Origin of the sequence: Agriterribacter humi, from assembly GCF_009192765.1 — a bacterium.
Lineage (GTDB): Bacteria > Bacteroidota > Bacteroidia > Chitinophagales > Chitinophagaceae > Agriterribacter > Agriterribacter humi.
The window spans coordinates 1-24,109 of sequence record NZ_VOHQ01000013.1 but is presented as its reverse complement, the minus strand read 5'-3'; the positions used below and the strand labels follow the sequence as shown (position 1 = coordinate 24,109).

At 40.3% G+C, this 24,109-nt stretch carries 28 protein-coding genes; 14 read left to right on the top strand and 14 right to left on the bottom strand.

Annotation, left to right across the window (positions count from 1 at the left end; translation table 11 throughout):
* Positions 1-29 precede the first annotated feature (29 nt).
* The 5 genes from FRX45_RS18760 to FRX45_RS18740 all read left to right on the top strand — a co-directional run bounded on the left by FRX45_RS18760 (position 30) and on the right by FRX45_RS18740 (position 3,051).
* Entirely contained in the window at positions 30-356 is a 327-nt protein-coding gene (locus tag FRX45_RS18760) for a PHP domain-containing protein (protein WP_152270014.1), read from the top strand.
* A gap of 15 nt (positions 357-371) precedes the next feature.
* Positions 372-1,505 (top strand): baeRF3 domain-containing protein, encoded by a 1,134-nt coding sequence (locus tag FRX45_RS18755; RefSeq protein ID WP_152270013.1) that lies wholly within the window; start codon positions 372-374, stop codon positions 1,503-1,505.
* 178 nt (positions 1,506-1,683) lie between these two features.
* Positions 1,684-2,046 (top strand): sensor histidine kinase, encoded by a 363-nt coding sequence (locus FRX45_RS23890; RefSeq protein ID WP_394350039.1) that lies wholly within the window; start codon positions 1,684-1,686, stop codon positions 2,044-2,046.
* 54 nt (positions 2,047-2,100) lie between these two features.
* Complete coding sequence (locus FRX45_RS18745) at positions 2,101-2,376, top strand: response regulator (RefSeq protein ID WP_193311774.1); 276 nt, start codon at positions 2,101-2,103, stop codon at positions 2,374-2,376.
* Positions 2,377-2,424: 48 nt separating this feature from the next.
* The gene (locus tag FRX45_RS18740; protein WP_152270011.1) at positions 2,425-3,051 is read left to right on the top strand and encodes a nitroreductase; all 627 of its coding nucleotides are present in this window, start codon (positions 2,425-2,427) and stop codon (positions 3,049-3,051) included.
* 827 nt (positions 3,052-3,878) lie between these two features.
* Here FRX45_RS18740 and FRX45_RS18730 read toward each other — a convergent pair.
* The 11 genes from FRX45_RS18730 to FRX45_RS18685 all read right to left on the bottom strand — a co-directional run bounded on the left by FRX45_RS18730 (position 3,879) and on the right by FRX45_RS18685 (position 12,585).
* Positions 3,879-4,640, bottom strand: coding sequence for an SDR family oxidoreductase (locus FRX45_RS18730; RefSeq protein ID WP_152270010.1), 762 nt, complete (start codon positions 4,638-4,640; stop codon positions 3,879-3,881).
* A gap of 39 nt (positions 4,641-4,679) precedes the next feature.
* Positions 4,680-5,012, bottom strand: a complete 333-nt coding sequence (locus tag FRX45_RS18725) for an HPF/RaiA family ribosome-associated protein (RefSeq protein WP_152270009.1) — start codon at positions 5,010-5,012, stop codon at positions 4,680-4,682.
* 125 nt (positions 5,013-5,137) lie between these two features.
* Positions 5,138-5,383, bottom strand: a complete 246-nt coding sequence (locus tag FRX45_RS18720) for an acyl carrier protein (RefSeq protein ID WP_152270008.1) — start codon at positions 5,381-5,383, stop codon at positions 5,138-5,140.
* Positions 5,380-6,531: a dihydrolipoamide acetyltransferase family protein gene (locus FRX45_RS18715; RefSeq protein ID WP_152270007.1), complete on the bottom strand. Its 1,152-nt coding sequence runs from the start codon at positions 6,529-6,531 to the stop codon at positions 5,380-5,382. Before FRX45_RS18715 ends, FRX45_RS18720 begins: the two co-directional genes overlap by 4 nt.
* Entirely contained in the window at positions 6,524-7,519 is a 996-nt protein-coding gene (locus FRX45_RS18710) for an alpha-ketoacid dehydrogenase subunit beta (RefSeq protein WP_152270006.1), read from the bottom strand. Before FRX45_RS18710 ends, FRX45_RS18715 begins: the two co-directional genes overlap by 8 nt.
* A gap of 170 nt (positions 7,520-7,689) precedes the next feature.
* Complete coding sequence (gene rsgA / locus FRX45_RS18705; protein ID WP_152270005.1) at positions 7,690-8,754, bottom strand: ribosome small subunit-dependent GTPase A; 1,065 nt, start codon at positions 8,752-8,754, stop codon at positions 7,690-7,692.
* Positions 8,755-8,855: 101 nt separating this feature from the next.
* A complete protein-coding gene (locus FRX45_RS18700) occupies positions 8,856-9,128 on the bottom strand; it encodes a zinc ribbon domain-containing protein (RefSeq protein WP_152270004.1) in 273 nt (90 codons plus the stop codon).
* A gap of 32 nt (positions 9,129-9,160) precedes the next feature.
* The gene (locus FRX45_RS23640) at positions 9,161-9,451 is read right to left on the bottom strand and encodes a DUF5655 domain-containing protein (RefSeq protein WP_226805455.1); all 291 of its coding nucleotides are present in this window, start codon (positions 9,449-9,451) and stop codon (positions 9,161-9,163) included.
* Positions 9,435-10,436, bottom strand: coding sequence for a pyruvate dehydrogenase (acetyl-transferring) E1 component subunit alpha (pdhA, locus tag FRX45_RS18695; protein ID WP_152270003.1), 1,002 nt, complete (start codon positions 10,434-10,436; stop codon positions 9,435-9,437). Before pdhA ends, FRX45_RS23640 begins: the two co-directional genes overlap by 17 nt.
* Positions 10,437-10,441: 5 nt before the next feature.
* Positions 10,442-12,187 carry an acetate--CoA ligase gene (gene acsA, locus FRX45_RS18690; RefSeq protein WP_152270002.1) on the bottom strand — a complete coding sequence of 582 codons (1,746 nt, stop codon included), beginning with the start codon at positions 12,185-12,187 and terminating at the stop codon, positions 10,442-10,444.
* Positions 12,187-12,585 (bottom strand): hypothetical protein, encoded by a 399-nt coding sequence (locus tag FRX45_RS18685; RefSeq protein WP_152270001.1) that lies wholly within the window; start codon positions 12,583-12,585, stop codon positions 12,187-12,189. Before FRX45_RS18685 ends, acsA begins: the two co-directional genes overlap by 1 nt.
* Before the next feature lie 769 nt (positions 12,586-13,354).
* Here FRX45_RS18685 and FRX45_RS18680 point away from each other — a divergent pair.
* From FRX45_RS18680 to FRX45_RS18665, 4 genes are all read left to right on the top strand, one after another.
* On the top strand, positions 13,355-13,801 hold the full coding sequence (locus FRX45_RS18680; RefSeq protein ID WP_152270000.1) for an Hsp20/alpha crystallin family protein: 447 nt from the start codon (positions 13,355-13,357) through the stop codon (positions 13,799-13,801).
* A 184-nt stretch (positions 13,802-13,985) separates the two neighbouring features.
* Complete coding sequence (locus tag FRX45_RS18675; protein WP_226805454.1) at positions 13,986-14,417, top strand: nicotinate-nucleotide adenylyltransferase; 432 nt, start codon at positions 13,986-13,988, stop codon at positions 14,415-14,417.
* 635 nt (positions 14,418-15,052) lie between these two features.
* Entirely contained in the window at positions 15,053-15,763 is a 711-nt protein-coding gene (locus FRX45_RS18670; protein ID WP_152269998.1) for a ZIP family metal transporter, read from the top strand.
* 6 nt (positions 15,764-15,769) lie between these two features.
* Positions 15,770-15,928 carry an ATP-binding cassette domain-containing protein gene (locus tag FRX45_RS18665; RefSeq protein ID WP_152269997.1) on the top strand — a complete coding sequence of 53 codons (159 nt, stop codon included), beginning with the start codon at positions 15,770-15,772 and terminating at the stop codon, positions 15,926-15,928.
* A 443-nt stretch (positions 15,929-16,371) separates the two neighbouring features.
* Here FRX45_RS18665 and FRX45_RS18660 read toward each other — a convergent pair whose 3' ends face one another.
* The 3 genes from FRX45_RS18660 to FRX45_RS18650 form a co-directional block, all read right to left on the bottom strand.
* On the bottom strand, positions 16,372-17,490 hold the full coding sequence (locus tag FRX45_RS18660) for a fatty acid desaturase family protein (protein WP_226805453.1): 1,119 nt from the start codon (positions 17,488-17,490) through the stop codon (positions 16,372-16,374).
* Positions 17,491-18,138: 648 nt separating this feature from the next.
* Positions 18,139-18,333, bottom strand: coding sequence for a hypothetical protein (locus FRX45_RS18655; RefSeq protein ID WP_152269996.1), 195 nt, complete (start codon positions 18,331-18,333; stop codon positions 18,139-18,141).
* A 31-nt stretch (positions 18,334-18,364) separates the two neighbouring features.
* Positions 18,365-19,702 (bottom strand): erythromycin esterase family protein, encoded by a 1,338-nt coding sequence (locus tag FRX45_RS18650; RefSeq protein WP_152269995.1) that lies wholly within the window; start codon positions 19,700-19,702, stop codon positions 18,365-18,367.
* Between the two features lie 149 nt (positions 19,703-19,851).
* Here FRX45_RS18650 and FRX45_RS18645 point away from each other — a divergent pair, with 149 nt between their 5' ends.
* The 5 genes from FRX45_RS18645 to ppsA all read left to right on the top strand — a co-directional run.
* Positions 19,852-20,376: a YciE/YciF ferroxidase family protein gene (locus FRX45_RS18645; RefSeq protein WP_152269994.1), complete on the top strand. Its 525-nt coding sequence runs from the start codon at positions 19,852-19,854 to the stop codon at positions 20,374-20,376.
* Positions 20,377-20,388: 12 nt separating this feature from the next.
* Complete coding sequence (locus tag FRX45_RS18640; RefSeq protein WP_152269993.1) at positions 20,389-21,048, top strand: dienelactone hydrolase family protein; 660 nt, start codon at positions 20,389-20,391, stop codon at positions 21,046-21,048.
* A 35-nt stretch (positions 21,049-21,083) separates the two neighbouring features.
* Positions 21,084-21,716 carry a phosphoribosyltransferase gene (locus tag FRX45_RS18635; RefSeq protein WP_152269992.1) on the top strand — a complete coding sequence of 211 codons (633 nt, stop codon included), beginning with the start codon at positions 21,084-21,086 and terminating at the stop codon, positions 21,714-21,716.
* A gap of 222 nt (positions 21,717-21,938) precedes the next feature.
* Positions 21,939-22,757: a universal stress protein gene (locus FRX45_RS18630; protein WP_152269991.1), complete on the top strand. Its 819-nt coding sequence runs from the start codon at positions 21,939-21,941 to the stop codon at positions 22,755-22,757.
* A gap of 20 nt (positions 22,758-22,777) precedes the next feature.
* Positions 22,778-24,109 (top strand): phosphoenolpyruvate synthase (ppsA, locus tag FRX45_RS18625; RefSeq protein ID WP_152269990.1); only part of this gene is annotated, 1,332 nt, incomplete at its 3' end.

Sequence of the window (24,109 nt, the reverse complement as noted above, 5' to 3'; positions counted from 1 at the left end):
AAAGATGTGCATTCCATTCATGTGTAGCAATGAGAGTCATTGGCTGTAAGTATGATGATGGTCAAATATGGTTTAAGGAAACCAAAACAGCTATTGAGATCAATGCGCAGCCAGACCGGCTCGACCTTAAAGATGATTTGGTAAAGGAAGCTATTGGAATGGGTGTGATTATTACGATCAGTACGGATGCTCACATGCTGAACCAGTTTGAGTTTATGGAACTGGGTGTTTCCGTTGCAAGACGTGGCTGGTGTACAGAGAATAGTATTCTTAATACAAAATTATGGGAGGCAGTTGAAGCATTTAAAAGAAATAAATCCGGGAAACAAAAAAGAAAAGCAAAAGCGATCCATTAATACTTAAAAAAATATATGTCAAAAGAAAAATTGATAGATGATGATTTGCACATGTTACAAAATGCTAAAGGAAATATTTGTATTTCCATTATTGTGCCGGCACATCGCAGATCACCTGAGCGAAGAGCAGATATATTAGTAATAGAAAAAGCTGTTGATAAGGCAAAACAATTACTGAACTATAAATACCCGGGGCAGGAAAAAATAAAGCCATTGCTATCTTCAATGGATGAATTATTCCAGGGCATTGATTTCATGCACAACGAGGAAGGAATCGGTTTATATATATCTTCAGACCTTAAGCTTTCCGTGAAATTCCCCTTCGCTGTAGATGAAAAAGTGATAGTGGCGGATAGTTTTGAAATGCGTGACCTGCTATATAAAGTAAATTATACAAATCCTTATTTTGTTTTAGTGTTAAGTGAACAGGGCGCCCGTCTTTTTCAAGGCAAATGGGATAACCTGCTGGAAATAAAGGATAATAATTTCCCGATGAAGTATGAAGATGATTATGAGCACAAAAAACCCGTCCACAGTTCATCCCTTGCCGGGTACGCTCATCTAAAAGATTTTGCAAAGGACAAATCGCAACTGGAAGCCATCCGGTTCAGCGATTTTTTTAGAAAGATGGATAAACTAATTGGCACATACCTGGCTGAGGATGTGCCCCTCATCGTAATGGGGGTTGAAAAAGAACTCTCTTTGTTTTCGGGGGTTAGCAGTCACAACAAGCACATTATTGATACAATTGCCGGCAGCCATAATTATGATAACACAAAACAACTGGCTGATCTGGCCTGGCCGGCTATGCGTACTCACCTTGAAAACGAATCGAAAAAAGTTGTAAAGGAATTTGAAGAGAAAATTGGCGAAGGCCTCGGTCTTACCGATATTCAGGACATCTGGAGGGCAGCACAGGAAGGCAGGGGATTCAAATTAGTGGTAGAAAAGAATTACAGGATCCCTGGATTTTTGGCAGACAATGACGATCACCTTTACCTGCGTCCTCCGCAAAAACCACATAAAATTTTACCTGATGCCATAGATGATATTATCGAAACAGTTTTAAATAAAAATGGTCATGTTTTTTTTGTTGACAACGGAGCACTCAAAAATTATCACAGAATCGTCTTAATCACACGATACTAAAAAAAATATTCCGTAACAAGAGAATATGAAAAAAAAAATCGGCAAAAGACTTACTAAAACAATGAAAAAATACAGAAACATGTTGACCGCATAATTGCATCTGTACATTCGCTTACTGATATACTCAATGACTTCCTGCCCCTCGGCAAAATTGAGGATGGCAAAATAAGGAATAATATTGACGAGCTTGACGTTGTTGAATTTTGTAAAAGATGAAGGTTTGGGCATACCGGACGAAGATCAGTCTCATCTTTTTCAAACATTCTTCAGAGCAAATAATTCCCCGGGCATACAAGGTACCGGGATGGGTTTGTATATCATAAAAAGGTACCTTGATATAATGGGTGGGCTAATTCAATTTACAAGCAAACTGAATAAAGGAAGTATATTACTATTCAGTTCCCTTCACCGGAACCGGCAGGTGCAAACTAATTGTTCTTTATGCGCTGACACTATCAAAAAAGTGATGACAATTTCTATATTTCCTGATTGTGGTTATTTGGCCTTTGCTACTTATTTGCGAATTTTGTTAAGATTATGATACGGCATGAAAAAGATCAACATGCCGCACACCTGTTCATTTTTTTATAAACCCATGAAAACTGGAAAAGCAGGGTTAGCAGTTGCTGTTAAGAATAAGCCTGACCTGATTATATGTGATATAGAAATGCCGGATATGAATGTATTTGAAGTGCTCAAAAAATTGAAAACGGAAACCTTTACCCAAAAAATGCCATTTATATTTTTGACCGCCAGGGCTGAAAAATCTGAAGTAAAAAACGGAATTACATCCGGAGCAGATGATTACCTTACCAAGCCCTTTCGGGGAGATGAGCTATTGGATATGGTTGCAAAGTATTTAGAAGTTTAATCAATTCCTGTCTGGAAGCCTGAGTGATATTTTTTAAAACACTATACAATGGAAACAGAAGTAATCAATGAAATGCAAATAAAATCCGAAACATTAAAAACCATCTATGAAAGAAGGGCAGTAAGAAAATACAAAGATCTGCCTGCTGATAAAAAAGTTATTGAAAAGATACTGGATGCAGGAAGAATGGCTCCCTCCGCCCTTAATGAGCAATCCTGGAAATTTTATATTGTCACCAACAAAAAAACCATCCATTTATTTTCAAAAGCAATAACCAAAATAGCTGCCAAAGAATTTATTAAAGCGGGGCCAAAAAAAATTATAAAAAGTATTATAAACCTGTTTCGCTTCTCTCACGGTTTACATTTCCCCAAAATCACAGATCATGTATTTTATGAGGCTCCGGCAGTAATTTTTATTACTGCGCCAAAAGATAATGAGTGGGCTGCTTTAGATATCGGCATGTGTGCACAAAATATGATGCTTGCTGCAAAATCAATGGGATTGGACAGTTGTCCGGTTGGATTTGGAAAATACATTAAATATACAGAACTCTACCCTCAATTGCATATCCCATCATCAGAAGAAATACATCTTTCCATCATCTTTGGATACGGAGATGAAACCCCTGAAGCTCATAAAAGAGTTACTAAAAATGCAACTTTTATTGATTGAAAAGATTAGCTGAGTTAGCATCCGGCAGTGGTGGCATCCCGATCACACCTATCAGCGGCGACAACGTGTTTTATAGATAGCTTTTTAATACAGGCAATCAGTTTCTATTGCTTTAGCTTTTTACAGAATGAAAATAATTATCACTAATAAGATAAAATGCTTTCTGCTAATTTACTCAATCGAACTTATTATATAGTGAATGGCATAACACTCTACCGCAAGATAGCTGCCTTCTTGCTGATTTTATTGATTGTAAACCACCAGCCTGAAATATTTTTGACAGATGCTGTTGATGGTTGCCTTGCACGCCGATATAAAGTAGTTAGCGTGTTGGGGCAAAACTTGATTCCATTGCTGATGATCTCATAGAAGAAATTATTCTTGTATTGATACTGCCCCATTGGAAAACAGACGTAAAGGGTTTGTATTGGGTCATCCACGGGAGGCACTCACGACGATTATAAAGAACTCCTGGCGGCCAACCTTGGCGCAGGATTCTTCAGGGGTTGTCAAGAAGATTTACATTCCAGGAATGTTTTCTTATTGCCTGCTCCAAGACCATTCGACTGGATAGAATTTAATGATAATTTCCGGTAAACCAATGTGTTGAATGAAGTAGCATTTCTTTGTATTTCTTTGTATGGCAGTATTCTATTTATTATAAAAGCTACTGTGCCAACATACGTACAAAAGTCAATAACCTCCGGGCAAAGAGTACGGAAGACAGCACTGAAAGTATAAAAGCCCTTTTTGCCGTTGATAAATATCTTTCTTTGAATGGATAGCTATTTCAAATCCAAGTCTACTGTATTAAAGCAATAAATCCATCAGCCCGCAATCCATCCTCCGTCAACAGACAGCGCATGGCCTGTAACAAAGGACGCAGCATCAGAACATAACCACACCACGGCTTCAGCAACTTCTTCCGGGTGCCCCATCCGTCCCACCGGTTCCATGCCGATGAATTTTTTTTCAGCTTCTTTGTCTTTGCCTGTAATACGATCAACCATGGATGTTTTAATTACCCCGGGACATACCCCATTGATCCGAATGCCTTGTTTTGCATTTTCCAATGCAGCTGTTTTGGTCAGTCCTATTACTCCATGTTTACTTGCCACGTAGACCGGAAGACCAACAAGTCCAATAAGCCCGGCAACAGATGCACAATTAACGATGGACCCTTTTCCCTGTTTTAGCATGTAGGAGATTTCATATTTCATGCACAACCATACACCTTTCAGGTTGATGCCAATTGTTTTGTCCCAGTTCTCTTCTGTGCATTCATGAGTATTAGCGGTGGCTCCTTCAATACCGGCATTATTAAAAGCAAAATCTATCCGGCCATATGTGGAAATAGTTTTCTCTGTCATGGATTTCACATCGCTGCTATCAGATACATCGCACTTGATAAATATTGCTTCACCACCACTTGCCTTGATCATTTTCATTGTTTGCTGGTCTTTATCCTCCACCCAGTCTGCAACAACTACTTTAGCTCCCCGGGAAGCAAAAGCGACTGCTGTGGCACGGCCAATGCCAAAACTTCCTCCTGTAACGATAGCCACTTTGCCATTGAATATTTTTTCCATATTATTTTTTTTATAAAATATATTTTCTGACACCATTTATTACACTTTTACCGTACTGGTCAGTTCATCAGGAGGTTCATTTTGGTTTTTAACCTGTTGTTTCACCATCTTGTTCAATTTCCTGACTACTTCTTTTGCTGATGTTTCAAAATCATCTGTTCTGGCACGGGCAAGAAGGTCGTTGCCATAAACAGTCAGCCTTATTTCGCAAACCTTATTTTCAGCCGGAATAAAAGTTTCATCCTCTTTTAATATAATTTCAGCTCTTGAGACCTCCTTATTGATATGTGAAAGTTTTAGCATTTTATTCCTGGTATTATTTATCAGCTTTTCTGAGACTTTACAATTAGGTGTGTGAAATTCTATTGTCATAAAAAAGTGTTTTAACCAGTTGTCGCGGCTTAACAACAGTGAAAATAAATGATTGTATATTCAGCAGGAATGATCTTCATCAGCCTGGGAAATGATATTGGAATGCTCAATCAATGTAACCTGGTTTATTTCTTTTGCTTCATTATGTAACTAATCAATTGCCGTAACGTAGCAATCTTTCCATAATCCGCTTCCGGTGTTTCGATGCCAAAATGCGCATCCAGCGCCACAACAAATTGCAATGCATCAAAAGAATCTATTTCCAGTGTGCGCCGGATATCATCGTCAGGCTTTAATTTTTCCGGTTCAGTGTCCGGTGCAATTTTCTTCAGCAATTGAAAAATCGTTTGTTTTATATCCTGTTCGGTCATAGCTCTGCTGGTTTATCTAAATAATTTTTTACTGTCATCAAAAAACGACTGCCTGTTGCTCCGTCTGTTGCCCGGTGGTCGGCTGACAGAGTAATGTTTAGTACAGGCCGGACATCCAGCATTCCCGTTTCTGCCCAGGGTTGTTCGACAATACTTCCAAAACCAATAATGGCCACCTGTGGCGGATAAATTATACCATACACTGTTTCTACGTTGCCTTCACCCAAATTGGTAACGGTAATAGTTGATTCACTTAATTCAGAACTCCGCAACTTCATGGCCCTTGTTCGTGGAATAATATCATTCAGTGATGCCATCAGTTCATCAATTGATTTTTTATCAGCATGATGAATAGCCGGTATCATGACGCCGCCGGAACGTAACGAAACAACAAACCCAATATTGATATCATCCTTTTGCTGCAAACCGTTTTCCCAGTAACCATTCAACTCAGGTACTTCGGTTAATGCTTTAGCAACTGCTTTCAACAATAAAACCACAGGCAGTAGTCGTTGCTTTACACTTCGCTGCTTGTTTGCTTCACTCAGCCAAACCAATGCCTTGCTCATATCCACTTTTGTTTCTAAATAATAATGAGGTATTTCACGGTTTGATTTACTCATAGCCGCTGCAACCGCCATCCGTATACTCTCCGTAGAATCAATTTTCCTCTCTTCTTTAGGTGCTATATTTTCTACTATTGCTCTTTCTACATCTTCTTTTGTAATGGCGTCACCTTCACCTGTTCCTTTTATTAAATTTAAATCTATTCCTTTTTCCACCGCTATTCTTTTCGCCAGTGGAGAGACTTTAATGCCGTGCCGCATTTCAGTTACTGGTAATTTTTCAACAGGCTTTTTTTCTTCAGTTATCTTTGCAGGCATTTTTTCTTCTTGCTTTACAACCGGTTCTTTATCGGATGCTATCAATGCCATCACTGTACCTACCGGCACCTTTTCCTTTTCTTTGATCAGCAATTCATGAATAATCCCTTCATCGAATACTTCAATATCAATCAGTCCCTTTTGTGTATCTACTACGGCAATAACATCGCCCCTCTTTACCAGGTCGCCGGGTTTTACCAGCCATTCTGCCAGGGTACCGGCTTCCATATCGGCACCTAAACTGGGCATCTGAAATTCAATCATGCTGTAACATTTTCTTTACCTTAGTAATAATATCTGCAGGCTGCGGAATAGATGCATTTTCGAGGTGTTTTGGATAAGGAATAGGCACTTCTACACCTCCCAACCGCTGCACCGGTGCATCCAGTTCATAAAAAATGTTCTCCATAATTCTTGCACTTGCTTCTGATGACACATTAACAGAGCTCCATGCTTCTTCTACCAGCAATGCCCTATGTGTTTTCTTTACTGAATTAAAAATGGTGGTTTCATCCAGCGGCCGCAATACCCGCAGATCAATTACTTCTGCATCAATCCCTATACTGTTTAAGTCAGCTGCTGCATCCAATGCTTTATATACTCCGGCTCCATACGTAATGATCGAAATGTCTTTGCCTTTACGCAATACTTTTGCTTTTGTAATATCGACAGCACCTGCATTGGCAGGTAATTCTGCTTCTTTGTTTAATAAAAAGGTGTATTCAAAAATGATCACCGGGTCAGGATCCTGCAAAGCCGTTAACAACATTCCTCTGGCATCTTCATGTGTTCCGGCTGATAAAACTTTCAACCCGGGAATATGTGCATACAATGGTTCCCAACTGTGCGAATGCTGTGCAGCCAATTGCCTTCCGATACCACAACCCATTCGTATAACCACCGGTACATTCAATTGCCCGCCCGACATGTGCAATAGTGTAGCAGCATTGTTTACTATCTGGTCCATTGCCAGTAAACTAAAATTTACCGTCATCACTTCTACAATGGGCCGCATGCCATTCAACGCGGCGCCGATACCGGCTCCCACAAATCCCGATTCAGACAAAGGCACATCCATGATGCGTTCTGGTCCAAACTCCTGCAACAATCCTTTGCTCACAGCGAATGCGCCGCCATAGCGGCCCACATCCTCACCCATTAAAAAAACTTTTTCATCTTTTTTCATCGCTTCACGGATGGCCTGTTTAATGGCTTCGCGATAGGTGATCTTTAAAGTGCCGTTATTATCCATTTATTTTTTTTGTTTAACTATCTGCCCTCATTTTAATGCACTATTAGCAGGTCGATTGTCTTTTCTTATTTCGTTAAATTGATTACTTGAAAGCAATTCTGAAATAAAGTTGTGTAAGGCCTTCGCCAAAATGTGTGATTTACAATATTGTTTATGGAGCGTTTTGCATATCACTTATTCTGTTTCATTACCTTTTTAAAATTCTTTACCATTTTTCCAAATTCCTTGTCTTTTCTACGCTTCTCCTGAATTGTACATTCAAAATGCTTTTTCTCTTTTTTCATTTTTAGGTAGTTTTCATAGGAAGCTTTATCTATTTCTCCATTTTCAACGGCTTCAATAACAGCGCAGCCAGGTTCATTAGTATGAGTACAATTTTTAAATCTGCAATTGTCTGACAGGTTAACAATCTTATCAAAGGTTATTTCCAGCCCACTATTTGCATCTGCAATGCCAACTTCTCTCATGCCCGGGTTGTCAATTATAATTCCTCCGTTTTCAAGAACAAATAACTCCCGGTGGCTGGTAACATGCTTCCCTTTATTTGTACTTATACTTATTGCATCTGTTTTCATTCTTGCTTTTCCTGATATCTTATTCAATAAGGTTGATTTACCTACACCTGATGAGCCGAGTAAACAACTTGTTTTCCCTTTCCGGATATACGTGTTTAATTTTTCATAACCCGTATTTGTTTCATTACTAATAGCGACTACCGGGACATCTTTAATACGTTCATTTATGCTGTCCAAAATTATTTTGAGCCGCAAATCATTAATTAAATCAGTTTTGCTAAGTACAATAACTGGTTTTACGTTTGAAGTATTACAAATGGTCAAATACCTTTCTAATCTATTGATGTTAAAATCTCTGTCAACCGCCTGAACTAAAAGAGCATAATCAACATTTGCCGCTATTATCTGAATCGCTCCAAGTTGTCCAACTGCCTGCCTTTTAATTATTGAATTTCTTGGAAAAATCTTATGAATTAATGCAGACCAGGCACCATGTGTCGTAAAAGCGACCCAATCACCGACAGCAGGATAATCTTCCCTGACTTTAGCTGTGAACCGTATGTTACCGGTAATCTCAGCCGCATACTCGCCTTTTTCTGTCTTAACAATATAGCGTTCTTTATTTTCTGCAATAACTCTTCCTATCTCAAAATTGACCAGGCCCTGTTCATTTCTGAATTTTTCAAATTTATGATTGTATCCTAAATCTTCTAGTGTCATGTCAATTTCTATCGTTGTATCAACTTTGAAGGATTGTGCGTTTGTATTTCTGCACGGCAAAATGTCCGTATGCTAATGCTGTCCTCAGATGATTTATGTGATCACAATGAAACTGTTTTAGCTCTCCATCTTTTCAGGTTGGGCAAACTGCTAACTGCCATGTTAATTATCCCAGCGTCTATCTTTCTTTTTTCCATTTGTTCTTTCACTAATGTTTTCATTTCATTCAAAGTCATAGTTGGATTAATGAATGCTCCATTTTGGTAGCAGTAAGTACAATACTCTTTACTTTTGCTGCCATCTTTTTCAGTGCCCATCATTTCGGGTTTGTCGAGCGGCATGCTGCAACTTTGACAAAAAACTTTGTTTTCCATAATTTAAGTTTTTATTTTTTAGATGTAAACAATTATACTGTTTTAAGTTGCTTTCTTTCTTTATCGTGAGCTTCCCGTATCCACTCAATCAATTCTTCATCTATGTTATCGTCCTTCATTATATCAATCACATGCAGGTAACGATGAGCCGACATTTGAACCCACCGATTAATCCGCCTGCTCTTTATCTTGCGACTTAGACTAAAATCAGCCCGTATTTTGTCTTTGAATATTTTAACGGCTGCAAATGTGAAAGTGCTTACAAACTGCCTTCGGCATTTTGGACAAGTCCATGATCTTTTTATTTCAAGATTGGTTTTCACTGTAAACGAATTTCTTAAGTTCTTCTACCGGCTCCCATGTTCCTGCTTCTGCAAATTCAACTGCTTTTTGCACTTCTTCTTCTATCTGTTTGTTTACAGTATCAATTTCATTTTGTGTTATCGCTTTTTCCTTGAGCAGTAATTGCTGCAATCTGGCAATGGGATCACGTTTCTTCCATTCCTCTACTTCGGCTTTTTCACGGTAAAGTTCAGCATCAAACATGCTATGCGCCCGGAAGCGATAGGTATTGCATACTAAAAAGAATGGTTTTCCTGATGCTCTTATCTTGTCAGCGGCTTCCTTTGCTGCCTGTTCCACAGCTAAAACATCCATACCGTCCACAACTTTTGTTTCTATTCCATAGGCCGGACCCTTCTTTTCTATCTCTACAATGGAATGTGAATATCGAATGGCCGTACCCATCGCATACAGATTATTCTCACATACAAACCATACCGGTACGCTCCATAATGCGGCCAGGTTCATGGCTTCATGAAATTCACCTTCGGCGGCCGCTCCTTCGCCAAAGAAACAGCAGGTAATAGTATTTTTCTTTTGTTTTTTGGTGGCCAGGGCCATACCTACAGCAACACATAAGTGCCCTGCCACAATTGCATTGCCCCCATAAAATTTCTTCGTTGCATCAAATAAATGCATGGAACCACCACGACCCCGGCTGCAACCTTCCTGTTTGCCATACATTTCTGCCATGATGGCTCCCGCATCAATACCTCTTAACAATGCGTGTCCATGTTCACGATAAGTGCTGAGCACATTGTCTTCTAAGGTCAATGCCTGCATCACACCTGTAGCTACTGCTTCTTCTCCCACATATAAATGAAGAAAGCCACGGATCTTTTCTTTTGTATATAGTTCTGCGCTTTTCTCTTCAAACCGCCGGATCAGCATCATTTGATAAAGAAGTTCAATGCCGTGATCTCTTGCTATCACCGAGGCTTTTGGTATAGTTAATTTCTGCTCCATAGTTACTATGACTGCTCTAATGTTGAAATATCGCCCTCGGGCAATCCCAGCTCTCTTGCCTTCAGTAGCCGTCTTAATATTTTTCCGCTTTTTGTTTTAGGAAGACCTTCCACGAAAGTGATTTCCTTTGGCGCAACTGCAGGGCCTAATTTTTTTCTCGCATGGCCGATAATTTCCAATTGCAATTCTTCACTGGCTGTAAACCCCGTTTTTAATACCACAAATGCTTTGACCAATTCGCCGATCATGGGATCCGGCTTACCGATCACGGCCGCTTCAGCTACTGCAGCATGTTCCATCACTGCGCTTTCAACTTCAAAAGGTCCTACCATATGACCGGAGGTTTTGATAATATCATCTGCTCTTCCAACAAACCAGTAATAACCGTCTTCATCCTTTTTTGCCAGGTCACCAGTGAGATACCAATCACCTCGAAAACATTTCTTATAACGTTCCTCATCATGCAGGTAGCCACGGAACATGGAAGGCCATCCCTTTTTCAGCACCAAATGACCTTGTTTGGGTTCAGTTATCAGTTTTAATTCCGCATCCGTTACTTCTGCTATTGCTGCTTCTACACCAGGCAGCGGTTTGCCCATGCTGCCGGGTTTTACTTTCATCGTTGGGTAATTAGCAATCATAATGCCACCGGTTTCTGTTTGCCACCAGTTATCTAATATGGGCATGCCGAACATTTTCTCGCCCCATAGTACTGCTTCTGCATGCAAGGGCTCTCCAACACTGCAGATCAATCGCAGGTGGTCCAGTTTATATCTTTCTTTGGGTAAAATATCCATCCGCATTAACCTGCGAATAGCAGTTGGAGCCGTGTACCACACATCTACTTTTTGTTCTTCCAAAATGGAATACCACCTGGCTGCATCAAATTCTTCTTCATCCACAATATTGGTTACGCCATTAACCAATGGTGCAATAACGCCATAGGACGTTCCTGTAACCCAGCCAGGGTCTGCTGTACACCAGAAAACATCTCCTTCATGAAAATCCAGAACATATTTACCTGTAGTATAATGCATCAACACAGCGCCATGCACATGCAAGGCGCCTTTTGGCATACCGGTAGTGCCACTGGTGAAATGCAATAATGCCGGATCTTCAGGATCAGTTGGAGGGATAAAAAAACCGTCATAAGCTTCTTCCATTAATCTTGGAAGTGATAAAATTTTTTGATTGGTGTGAGATTCTTCATCAGCCAGTAAAATGTATTGAAGAAACGGTAATCTATTCAGCAGTTGATTGACTTTTTTTTCAAACAATGCCTTTGTTGTAACCAGAACTTTTGCATCGCCCTTACTCAACCGCTGGTACACCGGTTCAGGGCCAAATACAGCATATAAAGGGCAGAATACGGCTGTTGCCTTTAAGGCGCCTAACATGGCAATATATAATTCAGGGATTCTACCCATTAATGCAAATACGCTCTCCCCTTTTTTAACACCTAAGGTTGTCAATACATTGGCAAAACGGGAACTGAGTCTATGTAACTCCTGGTAAGTAAAATCTTTTGTTGTTCTGTCCTTTTTTATCCAACGAAGGGCAATGGTGTCCTTTAATTTTCCTGCAGCATATCTTTCTGTTGCTTCGTAAGCAATATTCAATCCCTTATGTCCAGGCAATCCGGTTAGAAAGTTTTGCTCATTCTTCCAGTTGAAAGAATGGCAGAGAAACTCATAATCATTTAAATTAGGAGTGATAAGCGGCGTCAAAAGAGTTGCTGTTGGGTTCACCATTAGTCGTTCTTTTTCTTTAATCTTTCAGATAAAAACTCAGAACAGGCGTACCTTGTATCAATGTATTCCTTTTCCGTTTGTTGCATATCCCACCGCAACCCGTTCTGCTTCTTTTCTGTTTCGGCATGTATTAATTTATCATCAATAAATGCGCTGTCGGTTTTAAGTGCGGCTCCCTGTTTCCGTATTTGTATCCGGATCCGGTTAAACTTTTTCATCATCACATTCAACTTATCCTGCTGTTCTTCCACTTTCGCTGCAATATTGGGAATGGAATTTCGCTGAATCACCTCAGCCAGTTTGGTTTCAAATTCAGTTGCCTCCTGATCATAGAAGGCAATCAGACGGCTCCAGTCAACCAGTTCGCCTGTATAATGCTCCGCAATAGTTGTTGCCATACTTATGCATTTTAATTAATACCTAGTGCGTCTGCCAAAGAATTCAGTTTTATTAGCTCAGTATAATTTTTCCGGGCTTTCCCTCACCTTATGTAAAAAACGACTATACCTACTGCTTGCTTCCGGGCTTTTTTGATGCTACTGTAAAACTCAATTTTCAGATAACGATAAAAATCGGAGAAAACTTCCTGAGTTGTCTTATCCTTGATTTCTATGTGCATATTGATTGTTTATCTGCTGCTGTAAAGTCTCTTCGAAGGTATTCATTCCATTCACGTGTAACAATGACAGTCATTAGCGGTAAGTATGATGATGGTCAAAATATATTCTTAAAGAAAAGCCATAAGGCCCGTCATAAAACCTTTTGACAATCATTGTTTATCCAGCGATATCGGAAACTTCATTTGCAGTAACTGAAAAATAATAACATGGAGCGTTAAAAATCAGGACATTGTTGTGTTATTGGCGGTTTGTTAAGCGGTTGTGATACCGCTTCTCATATAAACGTGGATATTCATTACACAAACCTGCGTGGGCGCCGCCATATTGTGCAGGAGTAAGGTATTATTACCTTTCGGATATTGAAGTGTATTACGATCTATCCAACCAGGAATTTGCCCTCCAAAAGTATATCTGAAGATTCCTTGTAAGCTTACATACTGACCAATCTCATGGATTTTACTGACCATCATCTTTGGTGACGGCTGCCGCCGGAAATAGTTTTGTAACGTAAACAAAAATTAAAAATTTAAGAAACAAGGAGGTTAATATGTCAACACAAACATTGGCCAAAACAGGCACACGATTTCCATCATTATTCAATGATTTTTTTACACCATTCACCGATTGGTTTGATGGCGCCGGTTTAGCGGGAAGGGAAATGAACATCCCGCCAGTAAACATCACCGAACAAAAAGATGATTACCTGGTTTCACTGGCAGCACCCGGATTGAAAAAAGATGATTTCCACATTGATGTGGATGGCAACATGCTCACCATCAGCTGCGAAAAGGAAGAAAACAAAGAAGAGAAAGATATAAGGTACAACCGCCGAGAATATAGTTATTCTTCTTTTGAACGCAGTTTTACTTTGCCCGATGAAGTGAACAAAGATAAAATTGATGCAAAATATGAGGATGGTATTCTTAAACTTGTTTTACCCAAAAAAGAAGAGGCAAAAAAAGCAGCCATCAGCAAACATATTGCTGTAAAGTAAAAAAAACAGGAATACCTTAAATGCCCCGCCAAAAGCTCAGAGGCTGGCGGGGCAAAATAATACGGGTGTTTGAACCAATAGGATCATCAACTTTTAAATTAAAAATTATGAAACACGCTAACATGATGTTGTTCTTTGGCGCCTTACTAGCCGTATTCGTTTATCTTCTTTTGCACAGGAAGTATTGCCCGAAGTAACTGTAACTGCCGTAAAGTATAAATATCTTTCAGCGGTTAACAACAAAGAGCTTGCCCAGCCAGTAAAGCTTCTTGAACGGAAGGCTGCGGAATTTGATATTAAAAATTCAGAATATTACGATGATGAGTATGATGAATATTCTATTACCTTTTATATTCCTGACAGATATATCCTTGCTACATATAATAACGACGGGAAGCTTTTGCGTACGGCCGAAAGATTTAAAAATATTGCTCTGCCCCTGACTGTGTCTAAGGCTGTGGCAAAAAGATTTCCCCAGTGGAGTATTCCAAAAGATGTATATCTGGTAACTTATGAGGATGAAAAAGGAGCAACAAAAGTTTGGAAGCTCTTATTGAAAAATGGAGATAAGAGATTAAGAGTAAATGCAAATGAGAAAGGTGAATTTATGGAATGAAGCCGTAAACGATCTCTTCGGTTTTTATAATTATCATTCTTATATTGGACAATGGCAGGGAACTTTACTTTTATGTTTTCTTTGCTATTTGCGCTTAAGCATTAAGGAATTTAGTCATCGCAGGTATACGAGGGTTAAAAGCCTTTAATTACTTGTACGAGGTATTAAGGTTTTACTATAACCGAAAACAGCAGACAGCCATTAAAGCGAAATATTACACCGATGAATTGATTGAGTGGACCCGTAGCATTATATTCTATAAATGGGAAATAAATTACCCCGAATCTAAGCTTGCGGAAGCAATTCGCAAAAGCACTGTACCTGATATTGCTGCAAAATAGCACAGCTTAAACCAACAACTTCTTCCGCCTCTTCATTAATTGAAAACATACAGATTGCAAGCGGTAAACTGAACGACAAAAATAAGCCGGTGGGCATGATCCTTCATTATGAAGAAATAGCAAATGACCTGAAAGAGATCATAAACGTCTGAAAACAAGCAGTAAGAAATTAGGTGAGTACCTTGAAGCTATTCAGCATAATTTTCTGTTCAGTGACTTTTTCAGGAAAAAGGCAAAAAATAAAACCACTAAAAAACAACAGGTATCAGGAAGTATAAATAAAGTCAATTCCGCATGCTCATTATAATAACAGTTCTGGCCTTTCTTTCTACCCTTGCCGGAGGGTTGTTTGCTTTAAAGTTTAAAGATAAACTGCACCTGATACTTGGATTCAGTGCCGGGGCTGTTATTGGTGTAAGTTTTCTTGATCTGCTGCCTGAAGCTTTATCACTTGGTCGGGATCATTACAGCATTGATTTTATTCTTACGATAGTTGCCTTGGGGTTTATCATTTATATGATTCTTGACCGGTTGACTTTACTCCATTTTCACCATAGAGGAGTTTCAAACAATCACCGCGCAAACCTCGCTGCCGGAAGTTTAAGCATACATAGCTTTTTTGATGGCGTTGCCATCGGGCTTGCATTCCGGATTTCGGATGCTGTCGGGTTATTCGTTGCATTGGCAGTGATTGTTCATGATTTTTCTGATGGCGTGAATACGGTGAGCGTTGTATTAAAAACCGATAATCATCCTGCGAGATCATTCAAATGGCTGCTGGTTGATTCCATCGCACCTGTATTGGGAGTTGTATCAACTTGTTTTTTTAATCTTTCTGAACAATCTTTTGCTCTTGTTATTGCTTTATCTACAGGTTTTTTTCTGTATATAGGTGCAAGCGATTTACTGCCTGAAAGCCAGCATGAGTATTCATCGTTCTGGACAACGCTAATGACAATTCTCGGAGTAGTGACCATGTATGTCGCCATTAATTTTTTAACCTGATATTGTATGCCGATTGTAATTAAGATAGAAAATTTAGAGAAAACGTACAAACAAGTGCAGGCTGTAAATCGAGTAAATCTTTCTATAGACAAAGGAGATATTTTTGGATTACCGGGACCTAACGGCGCAGGCAAAACAACCCTGCTAAAAAGAAATGATAAATAATGAAAACGATACAACTTCTGTTCGAAATGAAAGGATAAAACCCAGGTCATGGTTACTATTTTTCATATTCTTTGTTATTGCTTTCATTTTAATAATCTATTATTAAAGATATGTTGCCCGGGTGAGGTTTATTTTATTCCTGATTGAAGATCATCGGGCTCCTTGCCATAAATAACCCCATTATCAAAGGGTTTAAAACAAGGTTGCTAAACTTAACCTTGGATAAGCCTGAAGGAAATCTGTTCACCGATCCATCGCCATCAGTTACATAGAGGATTTTACAAGGAACATGAGAACCTTTCGTCAGATGCTAAGGGAGAAATTTAAGCAGACTATTGCGAAGTGTACTGCAATGGCTTTGCTGATCAAATACAATAGTTTCATTCGAAATTCTCTTTTGGAGGAATATTTATACAAAAAATATTTTTGAGGAAAAGATAAGATCAATTTACCGGCTTGCATCCAAGCTTTTTCAGCATCCTTGCATGTTCCCAAATTGCTTTCAGGAAAGTTGGTTGAACATGATATGGCAATCCAAAGGCTGCTGTTGTAGATTGGACGATGGGGGCCAATTTTTTATAATGGACATGGCAAACGCCGGTAAATAAATGATGTTCGATCTGGTAATTTAATCCGCCTATAAACCACGACAGGATTCGACTATTGGGAGCAAAATCAGTTGTATTTTCCACTTCATGCACGGCCCAGGTATCTTCCATCCGGCTCTTTCCATCTGTTATCACCGGCAGGGAAAAAGCTGAAGTTTCCATAATATGAGATGGCTGAAAAACACAGGAAAGGAAAAGACCAGAAGCAAAATGCATCAGTAAAAAACCAGCCACGACAAAATACCAGGGCATACCCGAGAATAAAATTGGCATTGCCATTATGTAGGCATAATAAAATAGCTTGGATACAGTGATCCGCCGAAGCGCTTTTGGCAGGGAAATGTTTTGCTTAATCAATAAGCCATGTCGTTTATAGCGGACTATTTGTACATAATCTTTGGCCGTCATCCAGAAAAGCGTCATTATCATATACAGAAACCATGCATAAATTTGCTGGTAACGATATAAGGGGCGCCATGGCTGCCGGGGTGAAAGCCTCAATAAACCCATGGTGTCAATATCTTCGTCCAGCCCCTCCACGTTGGTGTATGTATGATGCAGAACATTATGCTGAATTCTCCAATTGACTGAATAACCTCCTATTATCTCAAGGATGTGGCTGATAAAATTGTTTACCTTTTTGTTGGGTGAATATGTACCGTGGTTAGCGTCATGCATTATAGCCGTTCCAATCCCGCTCATACCCATCCCCATCAGGAACCATAACGCGAAAAATATCCAAGGATTAGCAGCTCCCAGTCCACTGATCATTATTAAATAGGGCACCAAATACAGTAACAGGATGACGATCGTTTTTATCCACATTTCTGTATTTGCGTAAGGCGAAATACCATGAGTTTCAAAATAAGCTTTTGCCTTTCCTACGACAGCATCATAAAAACTATTTTGACCTTTGGGTGCAAAGCGTACAATATTCAATTTTATGTCTTTCATTCAACTATCTCTTACAGGCACAAAATAACCTCTGTTGCCGATCACCAGCATTGACTTTTATCATCCGTTTTTTTGATAGTGATCAGCAAAACAACTATAGCTTGCGTAAGTACCAGACATTGATCGTTAACACATTGATAGGCGGTTCCATAAAGAAGTCGCCCTGCCGCTTAATCCACTTGAGATTTAATCCCATCAGGATCGTTCTTGCTAATATTGATCCAACTCCGACGAAACTTTCCCTTTAAAGAGTAGTGTGCAGGCAGGTTAACGGCGCATGGCCCAACCGGTAAATATATTGGAAAAATTATTCAGAGCGATTCTAAAATGGCACTTCAATCTTTTTAAATGATGTACTTTTTATACCAACGACACCTAACCAATTCAGCAAACGGATTATTCTTCATGAAAGCACTGATCATCAGCAGGCAGCAGAGCATTTGCCGGCGGTGGCCGAATACCCCGTAAAGATTTGCAAATGGAACTACAACCTCACCATATATCCGAAGAAAATTGTAGCACGATTTATTTCTAAAATGAATCAATTTATTAAATGATATCCGATGCTTTACTGAGGAACCTTTAGTAGTTTACAACTGATTGCCTTTTCAGATTCAACAGGCCGTGCATAATGAGTCTTTTTTTTGATTAAGGCCCTTCTGCAGGAGGAGGCGGTTCATAAGGAGGTCTCGTTTCCAGTTCTTCATCAGGTGATGGTATCGTGTCAGGATCATCATCAGAAATAGCAGGCTCACCTGTTTCATCAACCAGCACCTTAGGCTCCGGTTTTTTCTTTGCCGGTCGAATTTCGACCTGCTTATGGGTTTTTTTTATCTTTGCCATGTTATTATTTTAGTTTTAGTTTTAATTTATTTTATATCCCAAACGGATAAGTTTCCGGCATTTGGTGCCCATCAGGCGCTATATGAAGCGGATGCAATGCACTGGTTTCGTTTATATAGATAAATGCATCATAGCGAAGCGGTAAAACAGTAGGAACATAATTGCCATATTGCTCATATTGCGGATTGTATACTACCCCGATTGCCCGGTGACCGATGCGATTCTCCATCATCGTATCGTTAGCTGCAAAATCTTTCATCAGTAATAACTTGTTTTCTTTACCGGCTTCGTGCAACAGGTATTCCCAACTGCCTTCCCTTGCTTCAGGCATGATCATGGTTTGCATTGGAGCGCCCCAGTTCCGACCTGCAGTTACTGTACCTTTATATGAACCAAAACCAACCAATACCACTCCTTTATCGTGATGCTGCAAACGGGCCAGTTCGCCTATGTTGAACATGCCTTCGTCTGTCATGTCCGTTGCCCTGGCATCCCCTACGTGGGTATTATGCGCCCACACGATTGCCTTTGAGTTTTCACCATGAAAAGCCAGCAGGCGCTCAAGCGTATCGCCCATATGCCGGTCACGGACGTTCCAGCTATGCGAACCCCCTTTGACCATAGCACGGTAATATTTTTCTGCGTTCACCGCGACCAATGCATTTTGTTCGGCGTTAAAAACATTCTCATGGTCGGTATTATATTGAGGTAGCTTACGTTGGATTTCTTTGAGCAACTCAATCACTTCCTGCTGACACGCCTCGGGAACGAACAGGGTGGATTGTGCGTATGAACGCCCCTCATCCTTCCTGTACGGCTCAAAGCAGCGGAATGCTTCTTCGGCTATTTTCAAAGCAGCAGGATCGGTCTTTTTCAAGTATTGCATGATGCTATCCATACTTTCCCAAAGACTGTAAACATCCAGCCCGTAAAACCCGGCTTTCCTGTTTGCAGGCAATCGCTTGTTGTGTTGCTGCAGCCAGTCGGAGAGTGCGATTATTTCCCAATTGGCCCACATCCAGGTAGGCCAGCGGTTAAAGGCATGCAATACGTGAAAAGCGCTTTTGTTATCCACATCATAGCCCTTCACAAAACGGTTGAGCCGGTAACAATCGGGCCAATCGCCTTCAACGGCAATAAAGTTGAATCCTTTTTCTTCGATCAGCTTGCGGGTAATATATGTTCGCCACTGGTAATATTCATGTGTACCATGGGTTGCTTCCCCAAGCATCACTATCCGTGAATCACCTATGCAATCAAAAAGTGGTTTCAGATCAGCCTTACTTTTTAACGGATATTTCCGTTGCTTAATAGCACTCACCACCTCATTTTCATTTACAGGGGGATGTTTTGTGAAATACCTGCCCATGAACCAATTAATTTTTAATTAACAATTCTTCAAAAGAAAATCATTCAACGTCACAAAACAATGACTATTGTCAGACCTGTTTTGACAGTGGTCATTGTTTCAACCGTCTGTACACCGGTAGATTTACAACTGTAAAAGCGAAAAATAATATGGAAGAGAAGTACCACACTATTGCCACCCTTCATGAACTACTTCATTATGAAGCCAGCAAATTCACAGCATCTGAAATACAGTTGAAGCACAGCCTGGGTGAATGGATCAACCAGGCTGGTTCCCTGCAATTAAAAACGGTGTTACAGAAATACCTCGGTTTTGTACAGCAACATGTGCAAAAGCTGGAAAGCTTCCTGGAAGAAGAAAAGATCAGCTCGCTGAGTATTTCCGACAGAGTAATGAAGGCTTTTGTGGAAGAAGCAGATCAAAAGATGAAATATTGCGCAGATAATGAAGTTAAAGATGCCTGTCTGCTGGCTTGCATACAGGCTATCAATCATTTTAAAATAAGTGAATATGGTACTGCCGCAGCTTTTGCAAAAGAACTGAATATGGAAAAGTCCGCAACAGTTTTTCATGAAATGGAGATCAATGAAAAGCATATTGACGACCGTTTGTCTCAATTGGCTGAATACGAAATAAACAGAAAAGCCAGGGCACCCATTGTAATAGCTGGATAAAAGTAAAGGATTATGTATAGAACCTTTCATGAAGAAGTGAGAATACAGGTTGATAAAACAATCCTGGAGGGCGATTTAATTATACCGCCGGGGGCACACGCCATAGTTGTGTTTTCCCATGGAAGCGGTAGCAGTCGATTTAGTAAGCGCAACCAGCAAGTAGCCACATACCTGCGGGACATGAATTTTGGAACGTTGCTGTTGGACCTCCTTACGCCCGCAGAGGATAACCAGTATCACAACCGCTTTAACATTGAACTGCTCGCCAAAAGATTAGCCGGTGCGACTGAGTGGCTAGAAAGACTTCCCGTCGCAAAGGATTGTCGCATTGGCTATTTTGGCGCCAGTACCGGTGCAGCTTCTGCCTTACAGGCTGCTCCAGCGCTGAAGCAGGTCGGTGCAATTGTTTCAAGGGGCGGGCGGCCTGACTTGGCATCAATGGACGCTTTAAAAAGTTTAAAAGCACCGGTTTTATTGATTGTCGGAAGTCTTGACACAGAGGTGTTGCAATTAAACAGGCAGGCATTTCAAAAACTACAGTGCTATAAGGAATTGGTGATTGTAGACGGAGCTTCACATTTATTCGAAGAACAGGGAAAGCTGGATGAAGTGGCAGTACTGGCATCAGCGTGGTTCAAAAAATACCTAAAGCCGGTTCCTGTAATAAAATAGATTGTAAAATATCAATTGAAATAAAAGAAAATTAAATGTTCAAAGATAGAATAGAAGCAGGATTGTTGCTGGCAGACAAGTTAAGGAAATATAAGAATGATCCCGGGGTAGTCTTGGCCGTACCACGAGGCGGTGTGCCGGTTGCTTATGCCGTAGCAAGAGAATTAGGATTTCCAATAGAAGTCGTTCTTACTAAAAAGGTTGGTCATCCCATGAACAAAGAATATGCTATCGGTGCGGCAAGTTTGACAGATTATTTCATTATGCCCCACGAAAATGTTTCCGAAACCTACATTCAGCAGGAAATAAAAGACATCCGCATCAGGTTAAAAGAAATGTATAAAAGATTTATGGGCGATCAGGAGCCACAAAAGCTGGAGGGAAAGACTGTGATCGTAATTGACGATGGTATGGCAACGGGCAATACCATCCTGGGAACTGTACATGTGTTGCAGAAAAGCAAGCCGGGCAAAATTATTATTGGCGTTCCGGTGGCATCCCGGAGTGCCGTCCGGAAATTATCCAGGGAAGTGGATGACGTAGTAGCAGTATTGATCCCCGAAGAATTCCATGGCGTGGGTGCGTTTTATGAAGATTTCTCGCAGGTAAACGATGAAGAAGTAATGTTTTACCTGGATAAATTTAGCGAATTGCGAAAAGCAGGGTAATTCTTTTTGCCGACCCTATGAAACCCTGCAAATTGAAAGAAAGACAGAAACCATAAAGGTTTACCGAATCAATTGGAGTAGGTTTCAGCAGGGAGTAGCGGGTATGCCGTTCGATGACGTAAAAAAAGTGCTGGGAAACGGAGCAAATGTGGTATTTACAGATAAAGATGTGCTCAATTATTTCTTAGCAATACAATATTCTTAAATCAAAATACAGTTTTTATGAAAACAATACTAGTGGCAACAGATTTTTCTCCGGCTGCCTTAAATGCAGCTAATTACGCTGTAGACATGGCCTTAAGAATTAATGCAGCTATACATCTGATCCATGTGTTCGAGGTGCCTATAAGTTATAGCGAAGTACCGGTAGTCGTGAACCTGGAGGAAATGATGCAGAGTGCGGAAAAAGAAATTAATGCGCTAAAAGCACAATTAAACCGAAAAACAATGGGCAAAATAATAGTAGCCACAGAAGTTAAAATGGGTGAATTTTTTCTGGAACTGAAAACTGCCTGTGAAAGACTACATCCATATGCCGTGCTGATGGGCAGTCAGGGCACAACAGCCGCGGAGCGTTTATTCTTTGGTGGCCATGCAGTGTATGCAATGACACATCTAATGTGGCCATTAATTACAGTCCCGGCCGGCGCTGCGTTTTCATCCATTAAAAGGATCGGCCTGGCTTGTGACCTTGACAATGTTGTTGATACTACACCGGTTAATGAGATTAAGAAGCTGATCAACGATTTCAAAGCGGAATTACATATTCTCAACACGGGAAGAAAAGAGGAATTTATTCCTGAGGTGGTTGTCGAATCGGGTTCGTTGCGGAGACTACTGGACCCAGTGAAACCTGAGTACCATTTCATTTCAAATAAAAATGCAACGGAAGGTATTATGGATTTTGTCGAAAAGAATCAAATTGATTTACTGATTGTATTACCAAAACGGCACGGTTTGATGGATAAGCTGATTCATAAAAGTCATACAAAACGTTTCGTGTTACATAGTGATGTTCCCGTAATGGCGCTTCATAAATAGTCAATTTCAATTACCATTTAATGAATTTATACATAAAACAGTTCAATGAAATCAGTATAGCTGATATAGCACTGGTTGGCGGCAAAAATGCTTCTTTAGGCGAAATGTTTTCAAAACTTTCTTCAAAAGGAATTTCAGTGCCGGATGGATTTGCAACTACTGCTTATGCCTTCGAAGAGTTTCTTACACATAACTCATTGCATTCAAAACTGGATGATTTGATGAGTCAATTGGATAGAAGTAATTATGAGAACCTTAATGAAACCGGTGCGAAAGCAAGGGAATTGATGCTTGCCGGTGAACTTTCTCAAAACCTTCAGTCTTCGGTTTTGCAGGCGTATAAAGAATTGTGCGGCGAAAATGATGATGAAGTGGCGGTGAGAAGCAGCGCTACTGCAGAAGATCTGCCGCAGGCCAGTTTTGCCGGGCAACATGAAAGCTACCTGAACATCAGGGGCGGCGCGGCTTTGCTCAATGCCATAAAAAAATGTTACGCTTCGCTTTACACCGACAGGGCGATTAAATACAGGGCGGAAAACGGTTTTGCGCATCAGAAAGTAGCCCTGTCGGTGGGTATTCAGCAAATGGTGCGTTCCGATAAAGCTTCATCCGGCGTTATTTTTACGCTGGAACCTGAATCTGGTTTTCGCGATATTGTACATCTCAGCGGCGTATGGGGATTGGGAGAAAATATTGTACAGGGAACCGTTACGCCCGATGAATTTTTGGTTTTTAAACCCACTTTACTTCAGGGTAAAAACGCCATCATTCAAAAGAAGTTAGGTACCAAAGCAAAAACCATGATCTATGATATTGGCGAAAATGAATCTATCATTAATAGCGACACGCCTAAAGAAAAACAGGAGCTTTTTGTTTTGAGCGATGAAGAAATTATGAGGCTGGCTAACTGGGCTTTAATTATAGAAAACCATTACCAGAAACCAATGGATATTGAATGGGCCAAAGACGGTATTACCAACGAAATCTTTATCATCCAGGCAAGGCCGGAAACGGTTCATTCACAAAGAAATCCTCTACTGGTAAAAGAATATAAATTATTGGATAAAGGAATTGCGCTGGTGCAGGGTGAAGCAATTGGTTCAAAAATAACGACCGGACGGGCAAGAATTCTAAAATCGCCTGATGAAGAGAGCAAATTGCAGACCGGTGAAATAATAATTACCGATACAACCAGCCCCGACTGGGATCCGATACTGCAGAGAGTCTCGGCCATTATTACCAATAAGGGCGGCAGGACGAGCCACGCTTCTATTGTGGCCAGAGAAATGGGTGTAGCTGCAATTGTCGGTTGCGGCGATGCTACTGCTAAAATTACTGATGGGGAAATGATC